The 15,558-nt window shown below is 75.6% G+C and carries 16 protein-coding genes; 3 read left to right on the top strand and 13 right to left on the bottom strand.

Annotated elements, in window-relative coordinates; translation table 11 throughout:
- Window positions 1-10: 10 nt before the first annotated feature.
- Genes ACFLFB_RS09470 through ACFLFB_RS09445 form a run of 6 tightly spaced genes read right to left on the bottom strand, consistent with a single transcriptional unit; the run spans window position 11 to window position 5,390 of the window.
- Window positions 11-1,504 carry an RsmB/NOP family class I SAM-dependent RNA methyltransferase gene (locus ACFLFB_RS09470; RefSeq protein WP_392541923.1) on the bottom strand — a complete coding sequence of 498 codons (1,494 nt, stop codon included), beginning with the start codon at window positions 1,502-1,504 and terminating at the stop codon, window positions 11-13.
- A complete protein-coding gene (fmt, locus tag ACFLFB_RS09465; RefSeq protein ID WP_392541922.1) occupies window positions 1,497-2,438 on the bottom strand; it encodes a methionyl-tRNA formyltransferase in 942 nt (313 codons plus the stop codon). Before fmt ends, ACFLFB_RS09470 begins: the two co-directional genes overlap by 8 nt.
- Window positions 2,439-2,981: a peptide deformylase gene (def, locus tag ACFLFB_RS09460; RefSeq protein WP_392541921.1), complete on the bottom strand. Its 543-nt coding sequence runs from the start codon at window positions 2,979-2,981 to the stop codon at window positions 2,439-2,441.
- Between the two features lie 32 nt (window positions 2,982-3,013).
- Window positions 3,014-3,430, bottom strand: coding sequence for an MAPEG family protein (locus ACFLFB_RS09455; RefSeq protein ID WP_392541920.1), 417 nt, complete (start codon window positions 3,428-3,430; stop codon window positions 3,014-3,016).
- Window positions 3,421-4,395 (bottom strand): hypothetical protein, encoded by a 975-nt coding sequence (locus ACFLFB_RS09450; protein WP_392541919.1) that lies wholly within the window; start codon window positions 4,393-4,395, stop codon window positions 3,421-3,423. Before ACFLFB_RS09450 ends, ACFLFB_RS09455 begins: the two co-directional genes overlap by 10 nt.
- Complete coding sequence (locus tag ACFLFB_RS09445; protein ID WP_392541918.1) at window positions 4,392-5,390, bottom strand: glutamate-cysteine ligase family protein; 999 nt, start codon at window positions 5,388-5,390, stop codon at window positions 4,392-4,394. The genes ACFLFB_RS09450 and ACFLFB_RS09445 overlap by 4 nt, the downstream gene beginning before the upstream one ends.
- Window positions 5,391-5,446: 56 nt before the next feature.
- On the opposite strand from ACFLFB_RS09445, the gene ACFLFB_RS09440 reads away from it, so the two are divergent.
- Window positions 5,447-5,908 (top strand): MarR family winged helix-turn-helix transcriptional regulator, encoded by a 462-nt coding sequence (locus ACFLFB_RS09440; RefSeq protein ID WP_392541917.1) that lies wholly within the window; start codon window positions 5,447-5,449, stop codon window positions 5,906-5,908.
- A gap of 19 nt (window positions 5,909-5,927) precedes the next feature.
- Here the strand turns inward: ACFLFB_RS09440 and ACFLFB_RS09435 are convergent, their stop codons facing one another.
- Both ACFLFB_RS09435 and metK read right to left on the bottom strand, forming a co-directional pair.
- Complete coding sequence (locus ACFLFB_RS09435) at window positions 5,928-8,000, bottom strand: primosome assembly protein PriA (protein ID WP_392541916.1); 2,073 nt, start codon at window positions 7,998-8,000, stop codon at window positions 5,928-5,930.
- A 70-nt stretch (window positions 8,001-8,070) separates the two neighbouring features.
- Window positions 8,071-9,291, bottom strand: coding sequence for a methionine adenosyltransferase (gene metK, locus ACFLFB_RS09430; RefSeq protein WP_392541915.1), 1,221 nt, complete (start codon window positions 9,289-9,291; stop codon window positions 8,071-8,073).
- Between the two features lie 130 nt (window positions 9,292-9,421).
- On the opposite strand from metK, the gene ACFLFB_RS09425 reads away from it, so the two are divergent.
- Entirely contained in the window at window positions 9,422-10,921 is a 1,500-nt protein-coding gene (locus tag ACFLFB_RS09425; RefSeq protein ID WP_392541914.1) for a hypothetical protein, read from the top strand.
- Window positions 10,921-12,105, top strand: coding sequence for a hypothetical protein (locus ACFLFB_RS09420; protein WP_392541913.1), 1,185 nt, complete (start codon window positions 10,921-10,923; stop codon window positions 12,103-12,105). Before ACFLFB_RS09425 ends, ACFLFB_RS09420 begins: the two co-directional genes overlap by 1 nt.
- A 69-nt stretch (window positions 12,106-12,174) precedes the next feature.
- On the opposite strand, the gene ACFLFB_RS09415 is transcribed toward ACFLFB_RS09420, so the two are convergent.
- The 5 genes from ACFLFB_RS09415 to mihF form a co-directional block, all read right to left on the bottom strand.
- Entirely contained in the window at window positions 12,175-12,924 is a 750-nt protein-coding gene (locus tag ACFLFB_RS09415) for a hypothetical protein (protein WP_392541912.1), read from the bottom strand.
- 141 nt (window positions 12,925-13,065) lie between these two features.
- Window positions 13,066-14,331 carry a bifunctional phosphopantothenoylcysteine decarboxylase/phosphopantothenate--cysteine ligase CoaBC gene (coaBC, locus tag ACFLFB_RS09410; protein ID WP_392541911.1) on the bottom strand — a complete coding sequence of 422 codons (1,266 nt, stop codon included), beginning with the start codon at window positions 14,329-14,331 and terminating at the stop codon, window positions 13,066-13,068.
- A 4-nt stretch (window positions 14,332-14,335) separates the two neighbouring features.
- A complete protein-coding gene (gene rpoZ / locus ACFLFB_RS09405) occupies window positions 14,336-14,599 on the bottom strand; it encodes a DNA-directed RNA polymerase subunit omega (protein ID WP_377642926.1) in 264 nt (87 codons plus the stop codon).
- An 8-nt stretch (window positions 14,600-14,607) separates the two neighbouring features.
- The gene (gene gmk, locus ACFLFB_RS09400) at window positions 14,608-15,183 is read right to left on the bottom strand and encodes a guanylate kinase (RefSeq protein ID WP_392541910.1); all 576 of its coding nucleotides are present in this window, start codon (window positions 15,181-15,183) and stop codon (window positions 14,608-14,610) included.
- Window positions 15,180-15,497 carry an integration host factor, actinobacterial type gene (gene mihF, locus ACFLFB_RS09395; RefSeq protein ID WP_392541909.1) on the bottom strand — a complete coding sequence of 106 codons (318 nt, stop codon included), beginning with the start codon at window positions 15,495-15,497 and terminating at the stop codon, window positions 15,180-15,182. The genes gmk and mihF overlap by 4 nt, the downstream gene beginning before the upstream one ends.
- Window positions 15,498-15,558: the final 61 nt, after the last annotated feature.

Genomic DNA, 15,558 nt, shown 5'->3' with positions numbered 1-15,558 from the left:
CGAGGGGTGCTCACGCCTTCTTCCTCAGGACCGCGAGGAACATCGCGTCGGTGCCGTGCACGTGCGGCCAGAGCTGCACGTAGGGGCCGTCGCCGAGGTCGGCGACCGGCGCACCGGAGGCGTCCGTGAAGAGCGGTCGCGCGTCGACCACCTCGATGTCGTCGCGCTTCTTGAGGACGTCGCCCACGACGAACCGGGTCTCGGCGATGTGCGGGCTGCAGGTGGCGTACCCGACGACGCCGCCGGGGGCCACGGCATCCAGGGCCGAGGCGAGCAGCGCCCGCTGGAGCGGGGCCAGGCCGGCGACGTCGGACGGCTGGCGCCGCCAGCGCGCCTCGGGCCGCCGACGCAGCGCCCCGAGACCGGTGCACGGGGCGTCGACGAGCACCCGGGCATAGGCCGCCGGCTCGTCCTCGCCCACCTCGCGCCCGTCGGCGGTGCGCACGTCGATGGAGCGGCCGAGCGATGACGCGTGCCGGCCCAGCGCGCCGAGCGTCGAGCGCACGAGCTCGGCCCGGTGCTGGCTGACCTCGACCGCAGTGAGGTCGGCACCATCGGCCACGGCCAGAGCTCCGAGGACCCCTGCCTTGCCACCGGGACCGGCGCACAGGTCGAGCCAGCGGTTCGGCACGTCGGGACCGACCTCGGCCGCGGCGAGGGCGAGGGCGAGGAGCTGGGAGCCCTCGTCCTGCACCGACGCACGGCCCTGGCGCACGGCCGACACGGCGCCGGGGTCGCCGGCGTGGAGCACGGCCCCCAGGGGCGAGAGCGTGCTCGGCTCGGCGTCCGCCGCGTCGACCAGCTCGTCGACGGTGCTGAGGCCGGGGCGTGCGACGAGGTGGACGCGCGGTGGCTCGTTGTCGGCCTCGAGGAGCGCCTCGAGCTCGGCGTCCACGGTCTCGGCGGTGGCGCGGCCGTGGCTGAGGAGGGCCGCGCGCAGGGCGGTGACGACCCACTCGGGATGGCTGTGCCGCACCGCGAGCGCGGCGGCTCCTCCGCCCTCCGGGACGACGGCGTCCTGCCACTCCTCCGGCGTGCGCTCGCTGACCCGGCGCATCACGGCGTTGACGAAGCCGCCCGCGCCGGCCCCCGCGACGACCTTGGACAGGCCCACGGTCTGGTCGGCGGCGGCGTGGGTGGCCACCCGCATCCCGAGGAGCTGGTGGGCGCCGAGGCGCAGGACGTCGAGGACCTGGGGGTCGATGCGCTCGGTGGGACGGCCCGCGGCATCCGCGATGACCGCGTCGTAGAAGCCCTGCCAGCGGATCGTGCCGAAGGCCAGCTCGGTGACGAAGGCGGCGTCGCGGCCCTCGACGTGGTGACGGCGCAGGATGCCGGGCAGCTCGAGGTTGGCGTAGCCGCCCTCGGCGACGGCGCGCAGCAGCGTGTAGGCGGCGAACCTCGTGGGCTCGGCGCGGCGGGTCCGCTGCGAGGGGGTGGTGACGCTGCGCTGGCGGGGTCCGCGGCGGTCGCCGCCGGGTCGCCGGTCGGGACGGTCAGCCATCGAGGCGCTCTCCTGTCGTGGTGCGGGCCCCGCGGGCCCAGTCGGCGGCCGGCATCGGGCGCTTGCCGAGGGGGCCGACCTCGCGCAGCTCGACCGGGCCGGACGCCGTGCCGACGAGGACGGCGCGCTTGGTGACGTGGAGCGTGCCGGGGGCGAGCGGGCCGAGGTCGTCGGGGAGGACGGGGCGGGGGCCGAGCGGGCCGACCTTGAGCCGCTCCCCGCGGTAGGTGGTCCAGGCGCCCGGGGCCGGGGTGCAGCCGCGGACGTGGCGGTCGACGACGTGGGCGGGCAGGTCCCACCGGACCCGTGCCTCCTCGGTCGTGAGCTTGGGCGCGTGGCTGACCCCGTCAGCGGGCTGCGGGACGCCCTGGAGGGTGCCCTCCTCGAGGCCGTCGAGGGTGGCCACGAGCAGGCCGGCGCCGGCGAGGGCGAGGCGGTCGAGGAGCGTGCCGGAGGTGTCGTCGGGCCGCACCGTCTCGGTGAGGGTGCCGAGGACCGGTCCGGTGTCGAGCCCCTCCTCGAGGACGAAGGTCGTCGCCCCGGTGACGTCGTCGCCGGCCATGAGGGCGCGCTGCACCGGCGCGGCACCGCGCCACGCCGGCAGCAGCGAGAAGTGCAGGTTGACCCACCCGTGGGCCGGGACGTCGAGGGCCGCGCGCGGCACGAGGGCGCCGTACGCGACGACCGGGCAGCAGTCGGGCTCGAGGGCCTGGAGGCGGGTCAGGAAGTCCGGGTCGCGCGGCGTAGAGGGGGTGAGTACCTCGATGCCGGCCTCGGTCGCGACGTCCTTCACGGGTGAGGGCCGGAGGGTGCGGCCCCGCCCCGAGCGTGCGTCGGGGCGCGTCACGACCGCGACGACCTCGTGGCGCGACCCGAGGAGGGCCCGCAGCGCGGGGACGGCGGTCCCGGGGGTGCCGGCGAACACGAGGCGCACTCAGCGCCTCCCGAACGCGTCGGCGTGGGGGCTGACCTTGACGGCGGGGGTGGCGCCGCCCCAGTCGGCCTCGCGGACCAGGCGCATCGCCTCGCGGCGCTGCTCGGGGTCGAGCCGGTCGACGAACAGGACGCCGTCGAGGTGGTCGGTCTCGTGCTGCACGGCGCGGGCCAGCAGGGCGGTGCCCTCGATGGTGACCGGCTCGCCGTGCATCGACCAGCCGCGGGCGACGACCTGCAGCGAGCGCGGGGTGTCGAAGCGCAGTCCGGGGAACGACAGGCACCCCTCGGGACCCACCTCCTCCTCGTCGCCGAGGGTGAGGTCGGGGTTGACGAGGTGCCCGACGACGCCGTCGACGTGGTAGGTGAAGACCCGCATCCCGACGCCGATCTGGGGGGCCGCGAGGCCCGCTCCGCCGGCGTCGAGCATGGTGTCGGTGAGGTCCGCGACGAGGCGGCGCAGCTCGGCATCGAAGTCGGTGACCGGGTCGGCGGGGGTCCGCAGGACGGGGTCGCCGAAGAGGCGGATGGGCGTGACACTCACGCCCGGGAGTCTAGGTGGCGGCCCGCAGGCCGTCAGACGCCGGCGACGATGGCGGTGACGCCGAGGGCCACACCCGTGACGTAGGTCCCCATCGCCCCGATGTCCCGGAGCGGGCCGTGCGAGGCCAGGGTCGCCGAGGTGAGCATCCCCACGGCGTGCAGGAGGCGGGACACGAAGGCCGCCACGGCGAGCGCGGCCACCCACCACCCGTCGGCGAGGACGTCGCACACGAGCAGCAGCACGATGAGCGTCGGTACGTACTCGGTCGCGTTGCCGTGGGCGCGGATGGCGATGAACATCCGGTCGGCCGGGTCCGTGGGCATCTGGTTGCCGGTGCCGCCGCGCTGGGCGCGGTGGCGCGTGACGTTGGCGCCGAGGAGGAACAGCAGGATGCCGAGGAGGGCGATGCTGACGACGGTGCTGGCGCCGAGGTGCAGGCTCAGGTCCATGACGGGGTCCTTTCGTGGAGGAGCAGACGGCGCACGGTCGCGCCGCTGAGGTCGGTGCCCAACAGGGCGTCGGTCTTGTGCATGCCACCGGGGCAGGTGACGTTGACCTCGATGAGCCGCCCGGCGATCACGTCGACGCCGGCGAGGGCGATGCCGTTCGCCGCGAGCAGCGGTCCGAGGGCGGCGGCGATGGCGAGGTCCGCCTCGTCCACCTCCGCGGCGGCGACCGGCGCGCCGATGCGGAAGTCCCCCGGAGCGGGGCGTCGCAGCACCGCCCCGGCGATCTCGCCGTCGAGGAGGAAGAGCCGCTTGTTGCCGTGCTCGACGTCGGCGAGGTACTCCTGCGCGATGACGTGGCGCCGGCCACCGCGGGTCGCCGACTCCAGCAGCGAGGTCGCGGCGTCGTCGTCCCGGACGAGCCAGACGTCGAGCCCGGCGAAGCCGTCGACCGGCTTGACCACCGCCGCACCCCGGCGCGCGACGAGCTCCCGCACCCGCCGCGGGTCGGCGGTGACCACCGTCTCGGGGCACAGGTGCGCGAGCTGCAGGGTGACGAGCTTCTCGTGGAGCGCGCGGATGCCGGCGGGCCGGTTGGCGACGCGGCCACCGCACGCCTCGACGTGGTCCAGGAGGTAGGTCGTGTGGAGGTAGCGGGCGTCGACCGGTGGGTCGATGCGCAGCAGCGTCACCTCGACGTCGGCCGCGACGTCGAGGGTGCGCCGCTCGACCTCGGCGAACCACGGCCCGTCCACCTGCCACCGGTGGTCGCTCCCCCGGGTCCGGTGGGCGAGGTCGAGTCGTCGGGACCGTGCGAGCACCCGCCCGCCGTCGACCGAGAGGTCCTCGGGCTCGCAGGCCCACACCTCGGCCCCGTGCTCGCGGGCCGCGACCATGAGGCCGATGGTCGCGTCGATGTCGGCGAGCAGGGTCTCGAGCGGGTCGGTGACGAACAGCACGGCGGTCATGCCGCACCCCGCAGCGACGCCGAGGCGGCGGGCGCGCCCAGGGCGAGGGCGACGAGCGCGTGACCCCGGGCGGCGGCGTCGCCGTCACCGTGCGCGGCGTCGACCCAGTGCCGCTCGAGCCGACCCGCCTCGCCCTCGAGCCGCCGGAGTGCCTCGCCGCGGACCGCGTCGTCGAGGACGAGGGCCGCGACGGAGCTCACGAGGCGGCCGATCGCGTCGTCCTCCTGCACGTCGGGGAAGCGCACCTCGAGGTACCGGCCGCGCGGCCGGACGGGCGGGAAGAGGGTCGTGAGGTGGGCCGCGCCCTCCTCGACGAAGGGCGTCGCGCCCGCGGCGAAGTCGGCGTACGCGGCCACGGGGCACCGGCCGACGAGCAGCCGGCCGTCGAAGGCGGTGCGCGACGGGTCGACCTCGAGCCAGGTGGCGAGGCGCGAGCCCGGTCCGGTTCGCCGGGCGAACGCCGCGGCGAGGAAGGGTGCAGCGAGGTTGAGGACCCGCCACTGCTCGACGCCGCGCGACCCGTCGGACCAGTCGACGCACACCTGCGTCGACGCGGTGCGCCGCATCATCACCCGGCCGGCGGGACCGATGCGGTCGAAGTGCTCGGCCATCGCGAGGTAGCGCGGCGACCTCAGCTGGAGCGGCACCTCCTCCTCACGAACATCGACCGGCGCCGCCACGAGGACGATGCCGGCCCGGCCGCAGTCGGCGCGCAGGGCGGCGAGGTCGGCCAGCACGGAACGGACGAGGGCCGCAGGCCCGGACGCCACGGGGACGCTCAGCTCGACCTGGCCCCCCGGTTCGACCGAGAGGTACTCCGCGTACGACGCACCGCGGGTGGCCTCCAGGAGCCGGCCGACCTCGACCACGGCACCGGTGCGGGCGTCGGCGGTGACGAGCTCCTGCTCGAGGGCCACTCCCCTGGGACGCGCCGCCGACGACGAGCGCGACGGGAACAGGGCGGTGACGAGGGGGCGGTACTGCTGGGCGTCCACGGCTCCTCCTGATACTGTAAGGATTCCTGTCGGAATAATGGAAGGATTCCTTACAGATGTCAAGGGATCTCGGTCAACCGGACTTCAAGCCCCTCATCGCGCTCGCCTGGCGGGCCGATCGCGCCCTGCAGGCCGACATGGTCGCCCAGGCGCACCGGGCCGGGCACCCGGGGATCAAGCCCGCCCACAACGCCGTGTTCGCGACGCTCCAGCCCGGTGGGACTCGTGCGGCCGACATGGCCGCCCGGTACGGGATGACGCGCCAGTCGATGGGCGAGCTGCTGCGCGACATGGAGGCCCTCGGCTACGTGGAGATGGTCCCCGACCCGGACGACCGCCGGGCCAAGCTCGTGCGGTACACCCCCGCCGGCCGGGAGGTGGCCGCCGGCGGCTACCGCCACATCCGCGAGTCCGAGGAGCGGTTCGCCCGGGAGGTCGGCGTGGAGGACTTCGCGACGATGCGCCGCGTGCTGACCCGGGTCTACGAGCTGCTCGAGGCCGAGCACGGACGCAGCTGACCCGGTCTCCGGCGCGCCCTCAGGTCGTCGGGTCGGGCGGGTCGACCCGGACCGTGACCGGGTCGGGGTCCTTGCGGGCCGAGGCCCGCGCGCGCAGGGCGGCCAGCTCGCGGGAGAGCTCTTGCCCCTCGCCCGGCTGCACCGTGACGATGAGGCGCCACCGCTCCTCCGAGCCCCGCGTCCCGTGGGGCAGCGGCCCGAGGACGGTCCCCGACGGCGGCAGCGAGAGCTCGGCCACGGCGGCCTCCAGCCCGGCCCGGGACCCGGTGAGGACCGCCATCCGCGCCGTGGGGGGCAGCGAGAGCTCGCGCCGCTCGGCGAGCTCGCGCCCGGCGAACCACGCCGGGTCCCAGCGCACCAGCGCCTCGACCGCGGGCACCGAGACGTCGGTGGGCGCCCCCGCCAGGACGACCCGCCCGCCCTCCGACGCCGGACGGACCAACGCGGCAGCGGCGGTCCACCGGCGCAGCGTCTCCTCCCCCGCAGTCAGGGTGGGCCGTTCGAGCAGGGCCCACGCGTCGAGGAGGAGGGCGGCGGCGTACCCGTCCGGGGCCACGGGCTCGGCGCCGGGCGTGGAGACGACGAGCCGCGCCCCGGGGCCCGCCGCCTCGAGGACGACGCCCGCCCCCGACCGCTCGACCGGCACCCCGGGGAACGCCCGACCCAGCTCCTCCGCCGTGCGGCGTGCCCCGACCACCGACGACCGCAGCCGCACGTCACCGCAGGACGGGCACGAGAACGCGGTCTCGACCCGACCACACCAGCGGCAGCCCGGAGGCCCCTGCGGTCCGGGGAGCCCGAGGGGGCCGGCACAGGCGCGGCACCGGGCCGGACGGCGGCAGGTCTGGCAGGACAGCGCCGGGAGGTACCCGCGCCGCGGCACCTGCACGAGCACGGGTCCGTGCGTCAGGGCCTCCTTGGCCGTGCGCCAGGCGACCGAGGGCAGGTGCGCCGCGGCGACGGCCGGGTCGCGGTCGGCGTCGTGTCCCTCGCCGGCCACCCGCACGGACGGCACGGCCGCACGCACCGCGGTGCGTGGCGCCTCCACCGCGGCGAGGACGCCCCGCTCGACGCTCTCGGCCACCGCCACCGACCTCGTGTGCCCGGCAGCCAGCGCCGCAGCACCCTCGGCCCGCGAGCGCGCGAGCAGCACCTCGCGCACGTGCGGGTACGGCGCGCGCGGTTCGTCGAGGAGGTCGTCGCCGTCGTCCCACCAGGCGACGAGCCCGAGGTCGTGGACGGGGGCGAAGGCGGCCGCTCGCGTGCCGATGACGACGTCGACGTGCCCGCGCAGCGTCTTGAGGAAGGCGGTGTACCGCGCCTGCGGCCCCTGGTCGGCGGTGAGCCGGGTGGCCCGGCCCTTCCCGAGCACCTCGACCAGCGCGGCCTCGACGCGGACGACATCGCGGTGGTCGGGGACGACGAGGACCGCCCCACGCCCTCCCTCGACCGCGGCCCGCGCGGCCTCGGCGAGCAGCACCGGCCAGTCGCGGCCCGCGTGTCCGGGGACCACGAGGACGGACGCCCGCGGGTCGCCGCCCTCGCGCACCCGGGACAGGAAGGCCGACCCCGCCGGGTAGGGGTCCCACGCCGCGGGCTCCCGCTCGGGCAGCGGCTCGCGCTCGGGTGCCTCGACCACGAGGGCCTTCTCGGCGGCGGCGTGTCGCGGGGGCACCGCCAGGCGCAGGACGTCGCCGAGGGTGCCGGCGTAACGGTCGGCGACCTCGCGCGCCGCCGCGAGCACGTCCGGGGTCAGCACCGCCTCCCCCGACACCACCCGCCGCAGCGGCGCCAGCCGGCCGGTGTGCTCGGCGGCCTCGCGCCGGTCGAGGACGAACCCGTCGAGGTCCTGCCCGGCGAAGCGCACCCGCACCCGTGCCCCGGGGACGGCCCCCTCGGCCATCGACGTGGGCACGAGGTACTCGAAGGGCCGGTCGAGGTGGGCCAGGCCGGTGTCGACCTGGACGAGCGCGACCGGCAGCGTCTCGGACGTGGGGTCCTCCCCCGCCAGCCGGCGGGGCCGCCGGGCCGCGGCCCGCGGCGTGAGGAGGGTCAGCTGCTCGGCCTCCTCCCCCTCCGGCTCCTGCGTCACGGCCCCGAACCTAGCGGAGCCCACCGACCCGGCGAGGGTCGGTGGGCTCCACCTGTGGACGACGCGGCGGTCAGCCGTTGACGGCCCGCTGCAGCGCCTCGACGCGGTCGGTGCGCTCCCAGGTGAACGGGTTCTCGACACCGTCGACGGTGGTGCGGCCGAAGTGGCCGTAGGCCGCGGTCGCCTTGTAGATCGGGCGCAGGAGGTCGAGCTCCTCGAGGATGGCGGCCGGGCGCAGGTCGAAGGTCGACAGGATCGCGGCCTGGATCTTCTCGGCCGGGACGGTCTCGGTGCCGAAGGTCTCGACGTAGAGGCCGACCGGCTTGGAGACGCCGATCGCGTAGGCGACCTGGACCTCGCAGCGGCGGGCCAGGCCCGCGGCGACGACGTTCTTGGCGACCCAGCGGGTGGCGTACGCGGCGGAGCGGTCGACCTTCGAGGGGTCCTTGCCCGAGAAGGCGCCGCCGCCGTGGCGGGCCATGCCGCCGTAGGTGTCGACGATGATCTTGCGGCCGGTGAGGCCGGCGTCGCCCATCGGGCCACCGATGACGAACTTCCCGGTGGGGTTGATGTAGGCGCGGTAGCTGCTCGTGTCGAGCTGGGTGCCCGAGTCGGCCAGGCCCGCGAGGACCGGCTCGATGACGTGCGAGCGGACGTCGGGCTCGAGCATGCCGTCGAGGGAGATGTCCTCGGCGTGCTGGCTGGAGAGCACCACGGCGTCGAGGGAGACGGCGCGGTCGCCCTCGTAGGCGATGGTGACCTGGGTCTTGCCGTCGGGGCGCAGGTAGGACAGCTCGCCGGTCTTGCGGACCTCGGTGAGGCGCTCGGCCAGGCGGTGCGCGAGGAAGATCGGCAGCGGCATGAGCTCGGGGGTGTCGTCGCAGGCGTAGCCGAACATCAGGCCCTGGTCGCCGGCGCCCTGCTTGTCGCGGGGGTCGACGCCGCCGCTGCGGTTCTCGAACGCCGTGTCGACGCCCTGCGCGATGTCCGGGCTCTGCTGCCCGATCGACACCTCGACGCCGCACGAGGCGCCGTCGAAGCCCTTGGTCGAGCTGTCGTAGCCGATGCCGAGGACCGTCTCGCGGACGATCGTCGGGATCTCGACGTAGGCCTCGGTGGTGACCTCGCCGGCCACGTGGACCAGCCCGGTGGTGACCATCGTCTCGACGGCGACACGGCTGCGGGGGTCCTGCGCGAGCATCGCGTCGAGGATCGAGTCCGAGATCTGGTCACAGATCTTGTCGGGGTGACCCTCGGTGACCGACTCGGACGTGAACAGGCGTGCGGACACGCGGATCTCCTTCGGTGAACGGGACGACCGCGCCTTCCCGGCCGCGGTCCGCCCGACAATCTACCGTCCCGACGTCGGCCGACCGGACTCCGTCCACCCTCATCGCGCCCCGTCTGCGATCATGGGGCCCGTGTCTGACGGGTCCACGCGCGAGGCGACGGCGGGCGACGTGCGCGCCGACGCGCCCCCTGCTCCTTCTCCGACGACCCCTGCCCCGCCGCCGTCCTCGGTGAGCCCGGTCGACGAGGCCCTCGGGCTGCTGACACGGGCCCAGACCCTCGCCGACCAGCTGCGGGCCGACGCCAACCGCGAGGTCACCGAGGCCCGCGCCGAGGCGGCCCGGCTGCGCGGTGAGTCGCAGGAGGCGAGCCACGAGCTCGAGGAGATCCGGGCCACCCTGTCCACCCATCGCGAGGACGCCCAGCGCCGCCTCGAGGAGACCCGCGCCGAGGTCGAGCTCATGCTCGCCGACGCCGCCGACCAGGCCTCGCTCCTGCGGGCGCGCGCCACCAAGGCCAGCGACGAGGCCGTGGCCCTGGCCGAGGAGCAGGCCGAGGAGCGCCTCGCCGAGGCGCAGGCCCGCGCCGACGAGGTCCTCGAGCGCGCCCGGCTCGAGCACGAGAGCACGATGACGCGCCTCGCCGAGGAGGAGCACGCCAACCAGGAGCGGTGGGGCCGCGAGCACGACGCCCACGCCGCCGAGCTGTCCTCCCTGCGCGAGGCCACCCTCGCCGACCTCGCCCGGCTGCGGCGCGAGACCGAGGACTACGCGCAGGACCACCGCAGCGGAGCCGAGCAGGAGGTCGCGGCGCGGCTGCGCGAGCTGACCGCCCACGAGGAGCGCACCAACACCAGCGCGGCCGAGGCGCTGCAGGCCGCCCGCGACGAGGCCGCCGGCCTGGTCGCCGACGCCACCGCCGAGTCCGAGAGCGTGCTCGCCAGCGCCCAGGCCCACCTCGCGTGGGCCCAGGGGACGGTGCGCGAGATCCTCGAGCGCGCCGAGGCCGACGCCCTGGCCCGCGCGCGTGCCCACCACCAGGACCTCGCCGAGCGCTCCCGGGTGCACCGCCACCGCGCCCAGGCGGTCCTCGGCAGCGCCACCACCCGCAGCCGCGACCGCCTCGCCGAGGCCGAGTCCGAGTCGGTCCGGATGCGCGAGCAGGCCGAGTCGGTGCTCGCCGAGGCCCTCGCCGACGCCGAGCGCACCCGCGAGGCCGCCCAGCGCGAGGCCGAGCGCCTCCTCGCCGACGCCCGCGCCCGCGAGGACGAGTCCCGCGAGCGGGCCGAGCGCCGGGTCGCCGAGGCCGAGCAGGGCGCCCGCCTCGTCCGGGAGCGTGCCGCCGACGACGTCGAGCGGATGCAGCGCGAGGCGCACGAGGCGCACCGCGCCGCCCGCGCCGAGATCGTGCGCCAGTCCGAGGACGCCCGCGACCGGGCCGACGCGGTCCGCGCCGAGGCCCAGGCCGCGGTCGAGCGGGCCCGCGCCGAGGTGCATACACTCGCTGCGCGCCGCGACGCCATCACCGCCCAGCTCGGCAACCTCTCCGGCGTCATCGACGCCCTCTCCGTCCCCGAGGCCTCCGCCCCCGAGACCTCGTCCCCCACCCCCTCCCCTGCCCAGGAGAACTGATGAACCAGCCGGAGTTTCCCACCGTCTTCCGCGGCTACGACCCCGCCCAGGTCGACCACCACCTCGGCGCCCTCCAGCAGGCCGCCGAGGCGGCTCGCCAGGAGGCCGCGGCCGGCAGCGTCGAGCTGACCAAGCTGCGCCAGTCGCACGACGCGCTGCTGCGCCAGCTCGAGACCGAGCGGGCCCGCGCCGCCGACCTCGAGCAGCAGGCCCGCAAGGTGTCCAGCCCGACCTTCGCCGACCTCGGCGAGCGGATCGGCGCGATGCTCGGTCTCGCCGACGAGGAGGCCACCTCCATCCGCCAGGCCGCCACCTCCGAGGTCGACGAGCACCGCCGCCTCGCCGAGGAGGCGGCGGCGCACGTGCGCAGCGAGGCCGACCGCTACGCCGAGGACGTCCGCTCGCGCGCCGACGTCGCCGCCACGCAGACGGTGACCAGGGCGAAGCAGGAGGCCGACTCGATCATCGACGACGCCGCCCGCGAGGCCGCGGCCCGCCGTGAGGAGGCCGAGGCGTACTTCGAGAAGCAGCGCGCCACCGCCGCGGCGCAGGCCGCCGACTTCGAGCGCACGCTCGGCGACCGGCGCGAGAAGTCCTCGGCCGAGTTCACCGCGCAGATGGCCAAGCAGGACCAGGCCCTCGCCGCGGTGCAGGAGCGCGCCGACCTGCTGGCCCGCGAGGCCGAGGAGGAGCGCACCTCGCGCGGCGAGGAGTCCGCCCGCCTGCTGGAGGCCGCCCGCACCGAGGCCGCCCAGCTCGTCGGGTCGGCCAAGGAGCAGGCCGAGCGGGTGCGCCGCGACTCCGAGCGCGAGCTCGCCGCGGCCACCGCCCGCCGCGACAGCATCACCGCGCAGCTGTCCAACGTGCGCAACATGCTCGCGACCCTCGGTGGCGGCGCCGCGCTGGGCGCCCTCGTCGAGGCGGCCGAGCCCGAGGCGGCGGCGCAGCCCGAGGCGCACGACGAGGCCCCGGCCGACGAGCCGCAGGACGAGGCCCCCACCGAGGAGGCCGTCGAGGAGTCCGTGGAGGTCACCGACGGGATGACCGAGGACGGGACCGAGGACGACGCGGACGCCTCCGCCGACGCCGGGGCCACCGACGAGCCCGTCGAGGCGCAGGCCACCGAGGAGCAGGCACCCAAGGGCAAGGGCGGCAAGGCGGAGAAGGCCGGCGCGCGCCGCTGACGCACCGCACGACGAAGGGCCCGTGACGACAGTCGTCACGGGCCCTTCGTCATCGGCGGTTCCGGGCGGTCAGTCGCCCAGGCCCGCGCGGTCGACGCGGCGGTGGAAGCGCATGCCGGCGAGCCCACCGAGGATGGCGCCGAGCAGGCTCGTCACGAGCACGACGACGACCGCGATGATGCCGACGGTGGTGATGTCGCCCTCGCCGACCGGGACGCGCGGGAAGCCGTCGAGGCGAGCGAGCACGTTGTACTGGTCCCCGGCCACGGCGCCGAGCACGGCGACCACGACGGCGACGACGACGGCCCAGGCCCACACGGCCACGCCCTGACGGGCGCCGTCGAAGCGCGCCATCCGGCCGGCGACGTACCCGCCGCAGTAGTAGGCGAGGAAGACGACGAGGGCCAGCGCCACGGCGCCGAGCACGCCGACGGTGGCGGGGTCGCCCACGGTGTCCGCGGCGACCTCGGAGACGGTGGCGGCGTTGGAGATGCCGACGGCCGTACCGGCGGCGGCGAGCAGCGCGGTGAGGATGACGGCGGTGCCCATCGCGGTCAGCCAGCCGAAGAAGGCCGACCCGAGCTTGACCCCGCCGAAGCGCTCGCGCTCCGCGGCGACGACCGACCGGCGGTCGAGCGGGCCGGCGGCCGCACCGTCGGCGACGTCGTCGGTGGTCTCGTCGCGGGGGTCGCGGTGGAGGCGGTCCTCACGGGCGAGTCGCTCGTCCTCGTGGATGCGCTGGTCGAACGCCTTGGTGCTGCCGTCGTCCTGGGGGGCGTCGCCGCGAGGCGCCTCGGTGGTCCTGTCGTTGCTGCTCATGGCTGCTCCTTCTCCGCCGCTCCCGGTCCGGGACGTCGGCAGGTCGTTGACCCACGAGTCCACCATGCCCCAACGGGCCGGGCCAAAACGGAAACGGTGCACGCGAGGTGTCGCGTCGCGCATCCGTGCAGGTCAGCGAGGTCAGAGCAGGTCGGTGACGGCGTCCCAGACGGCGTCGGCGACGACCGACTTGGGAGCGGGTCCGACGTCGGTGACGCCGTCGGAGCCGCGGCGGAGCAGGTGCACGGTGCTCGTGTCCTGCCCGAAGGTGAGGCCGGCACCCACCTCGTTGACGACGAGGAGGTCGCAGCCCTTGCGGGCCAGCTTGGCCCGGCCGTGGTCGAGGACCGAGCCCGTGTCGTCGCCGGTCTCGGCGGCGAACCCGACGATGACGGGCGAGGTGGACTCGCCGCGGGCGGCGACGAGCCCGGCCAGGACGTCGGGGTTGCGGACGAGCTCGACCACCGGAGCGGAGTCGTCCTGCGAGCCGTCGGCCTGGGCGTCGTGGCTCTTCTTGATCTTGTGGCCGGCGTACGACGCGGGCCGGAAGTCGGCGACGGCCGCCGCCATGACCACGACGTCGGCGTCCTGCGCGGCCTTCACCACCGCGGCCTCGAGCTCGAGGGCGGTCTCGACCGGCACGACCTCGACCCCCAGCGGGTCGGGCAGGGACGAGGAGGAGACGAGGACGACCGACGCACCCCGGCGCGCCGCGGCCTCGGCCAGGGCGTACCCCTGCTTCCCGGACGACCGGTTGCCGAGGAAGCGCACGGGGTCGAGGGGCTCGCGGGTGCCGCCGGCGCTGATGACGACGCGCCGGCCGGAGAGGTCGCCCCGCGCGGCGGGGGTGGCGGCTGCCGCAGCCCCACGACCGGCGGTGACCCGGGCCAGCTCGCGCTCGCACACGGCGTAGAGCTCCTCGGGCTCGGGCAGCCGGCCGGGGCCGGTGTCGCGCCCGGTGAGGCGCCCGGAGGCCGGGGGCACCACGTGGACGCCCCGCTCGCTGAGCGTGGCGACGTTGGCCTGGGTGGCGGGGTGCTCCCACATCTCGGTGTGCATGGCCGGGGCCATGACCACCGGGCAGCGCGCGGTGAGCAGGACGTTGGTGAGCAGGTCGTCGGCCTGGCCGGTGGCGGCCCGCGCGAGCAGGTCGGCGGTGGCGGGCGCGACGATGACGAGGTCGGCCTGCTGGCCGATCCGCACGTGCGGGACCTCGGTGATGTCGGACCACACGTCGGTGTGGACCGGCTTGCCCGACAGGGCGGACCAGGTGGCGGCACCCACGAAGTGCAGGGCTGAGGCGGTGGGGACGACGGTGACGTCGTGGCCGCCCTCGGTGAGCAGGCGCAGGAGCGTGCAGGCCTTGTAGGCCGCGATGCCCCCGGCCACGCCGAGGACGACCCTCACGGGGTCACTCCTCCGTGGGGGTGGAGGTGAGCAGGCCCTCGTTGATCTCGCGCAGGGCGATGGACATCGGCTTCTCGTGGACCTCGGAGTCGACGAGCGGGCCGACGTACTCGAGCAGGCCCTCCTGGAGCTGTGCGTAGTACGCGTTGATCTGGCGGGCCCGCTTCGCGGAGTAGAGCACGAGCGCGTACTTGCTGTCGGCGCGCTCGAGGAGCTCGTCGATCGGGGGGTTGGTGATGCCGATGGGGTCGGCCACGGTTCCGGACACGCTGGGGCTCACTTCGACTCGGTGACGGGGGTTCTCATCAATGATACGAGTTCCTCGGCCGCCCGACGAACGTCGTCGTTGAGGACGGTGACGTCGAACTCGGTGGCGGCGGCCAGCTCGACCCGCGCGGTGGCCAGCCGGGCCTCGCGCTCCTCGGCGTCCTCGGTGCCCCGGCCGACGAGCCGGCGGACCAGCTCGTCCCAGCTCGGGGGCGCGAGGAAGACGAAGAACGCGTCGGGCATGGTGGCGCGGACCTGGCGGGCGCCCGCGAGGTCGATCTCGAGCAGGGCGGGTCGGCCCTGGGCCAGGGCCTGCTCCACCGGACCCCGCGGGGTGCCGTACCGGGCGCGACCGTGGACCACGGCCCACTCGAGGAACTCGCCCTCACGGGCCATCCGGTCGAACTCGGCGTCGTCGACGAAGTGGTAGTGGACACCGTCGACCTCGCCGGGCCGGGGGCGGCGGGTGGTCGCGGAGACCGACAGCCACACCTCGGGGTGGTGCTCGCGGACGAAGGCCGCGAGGGTCCCCTTGCCGACGGCGGTCGGCCCGGCGAGGACGGTGAGTCGGGAGGCCGCGGTCACGACCGCCCGAAGCGGTCGAGCAGGGCCGACACCTGGTTCTGCCCCAGGCCACGGACGCGCCGGCTCTCGGAGATGCCGACCTCCTCCATGATCTGGCGGGCACGGACCCGGCCGACGCCCGGCATCGACTCGAGGAGGGCTGAGACGCGCATCTTGCCGATGACGTCGTTCGACTTCCCGGTCTCGATGACCTGGGAGAGCGAGGCACCGGAGTGCTTCAGGCGGTGCTTGACCTCGGCGCGCTCTCGACGTGAGGCCGCAGCCTTCTCGAGGGCTGAGGCGCGCTGTTCGGGGGTGAGCGGCGGAAGGGCCACGGGTCGTTCCTTCGTGGACGTGCGGGCGCTGGCTGCTCAACACCCGGCGGGACACATCGAC

Origin of the sequence: Oryzobacter telluris, assembly GCF_043099285.1 — a bacterium.
Lineage (GTDB): Bacteria > Actinomycetota > Actinomycetes > Actinomycetales > Dermatophilaceae > Oryzobacter > Oryzobacter telluris.
Note: the sequence above shows the minus strand (reverse complement) of the source record. Positions and strands in the feature narration are given on the sequence as shown.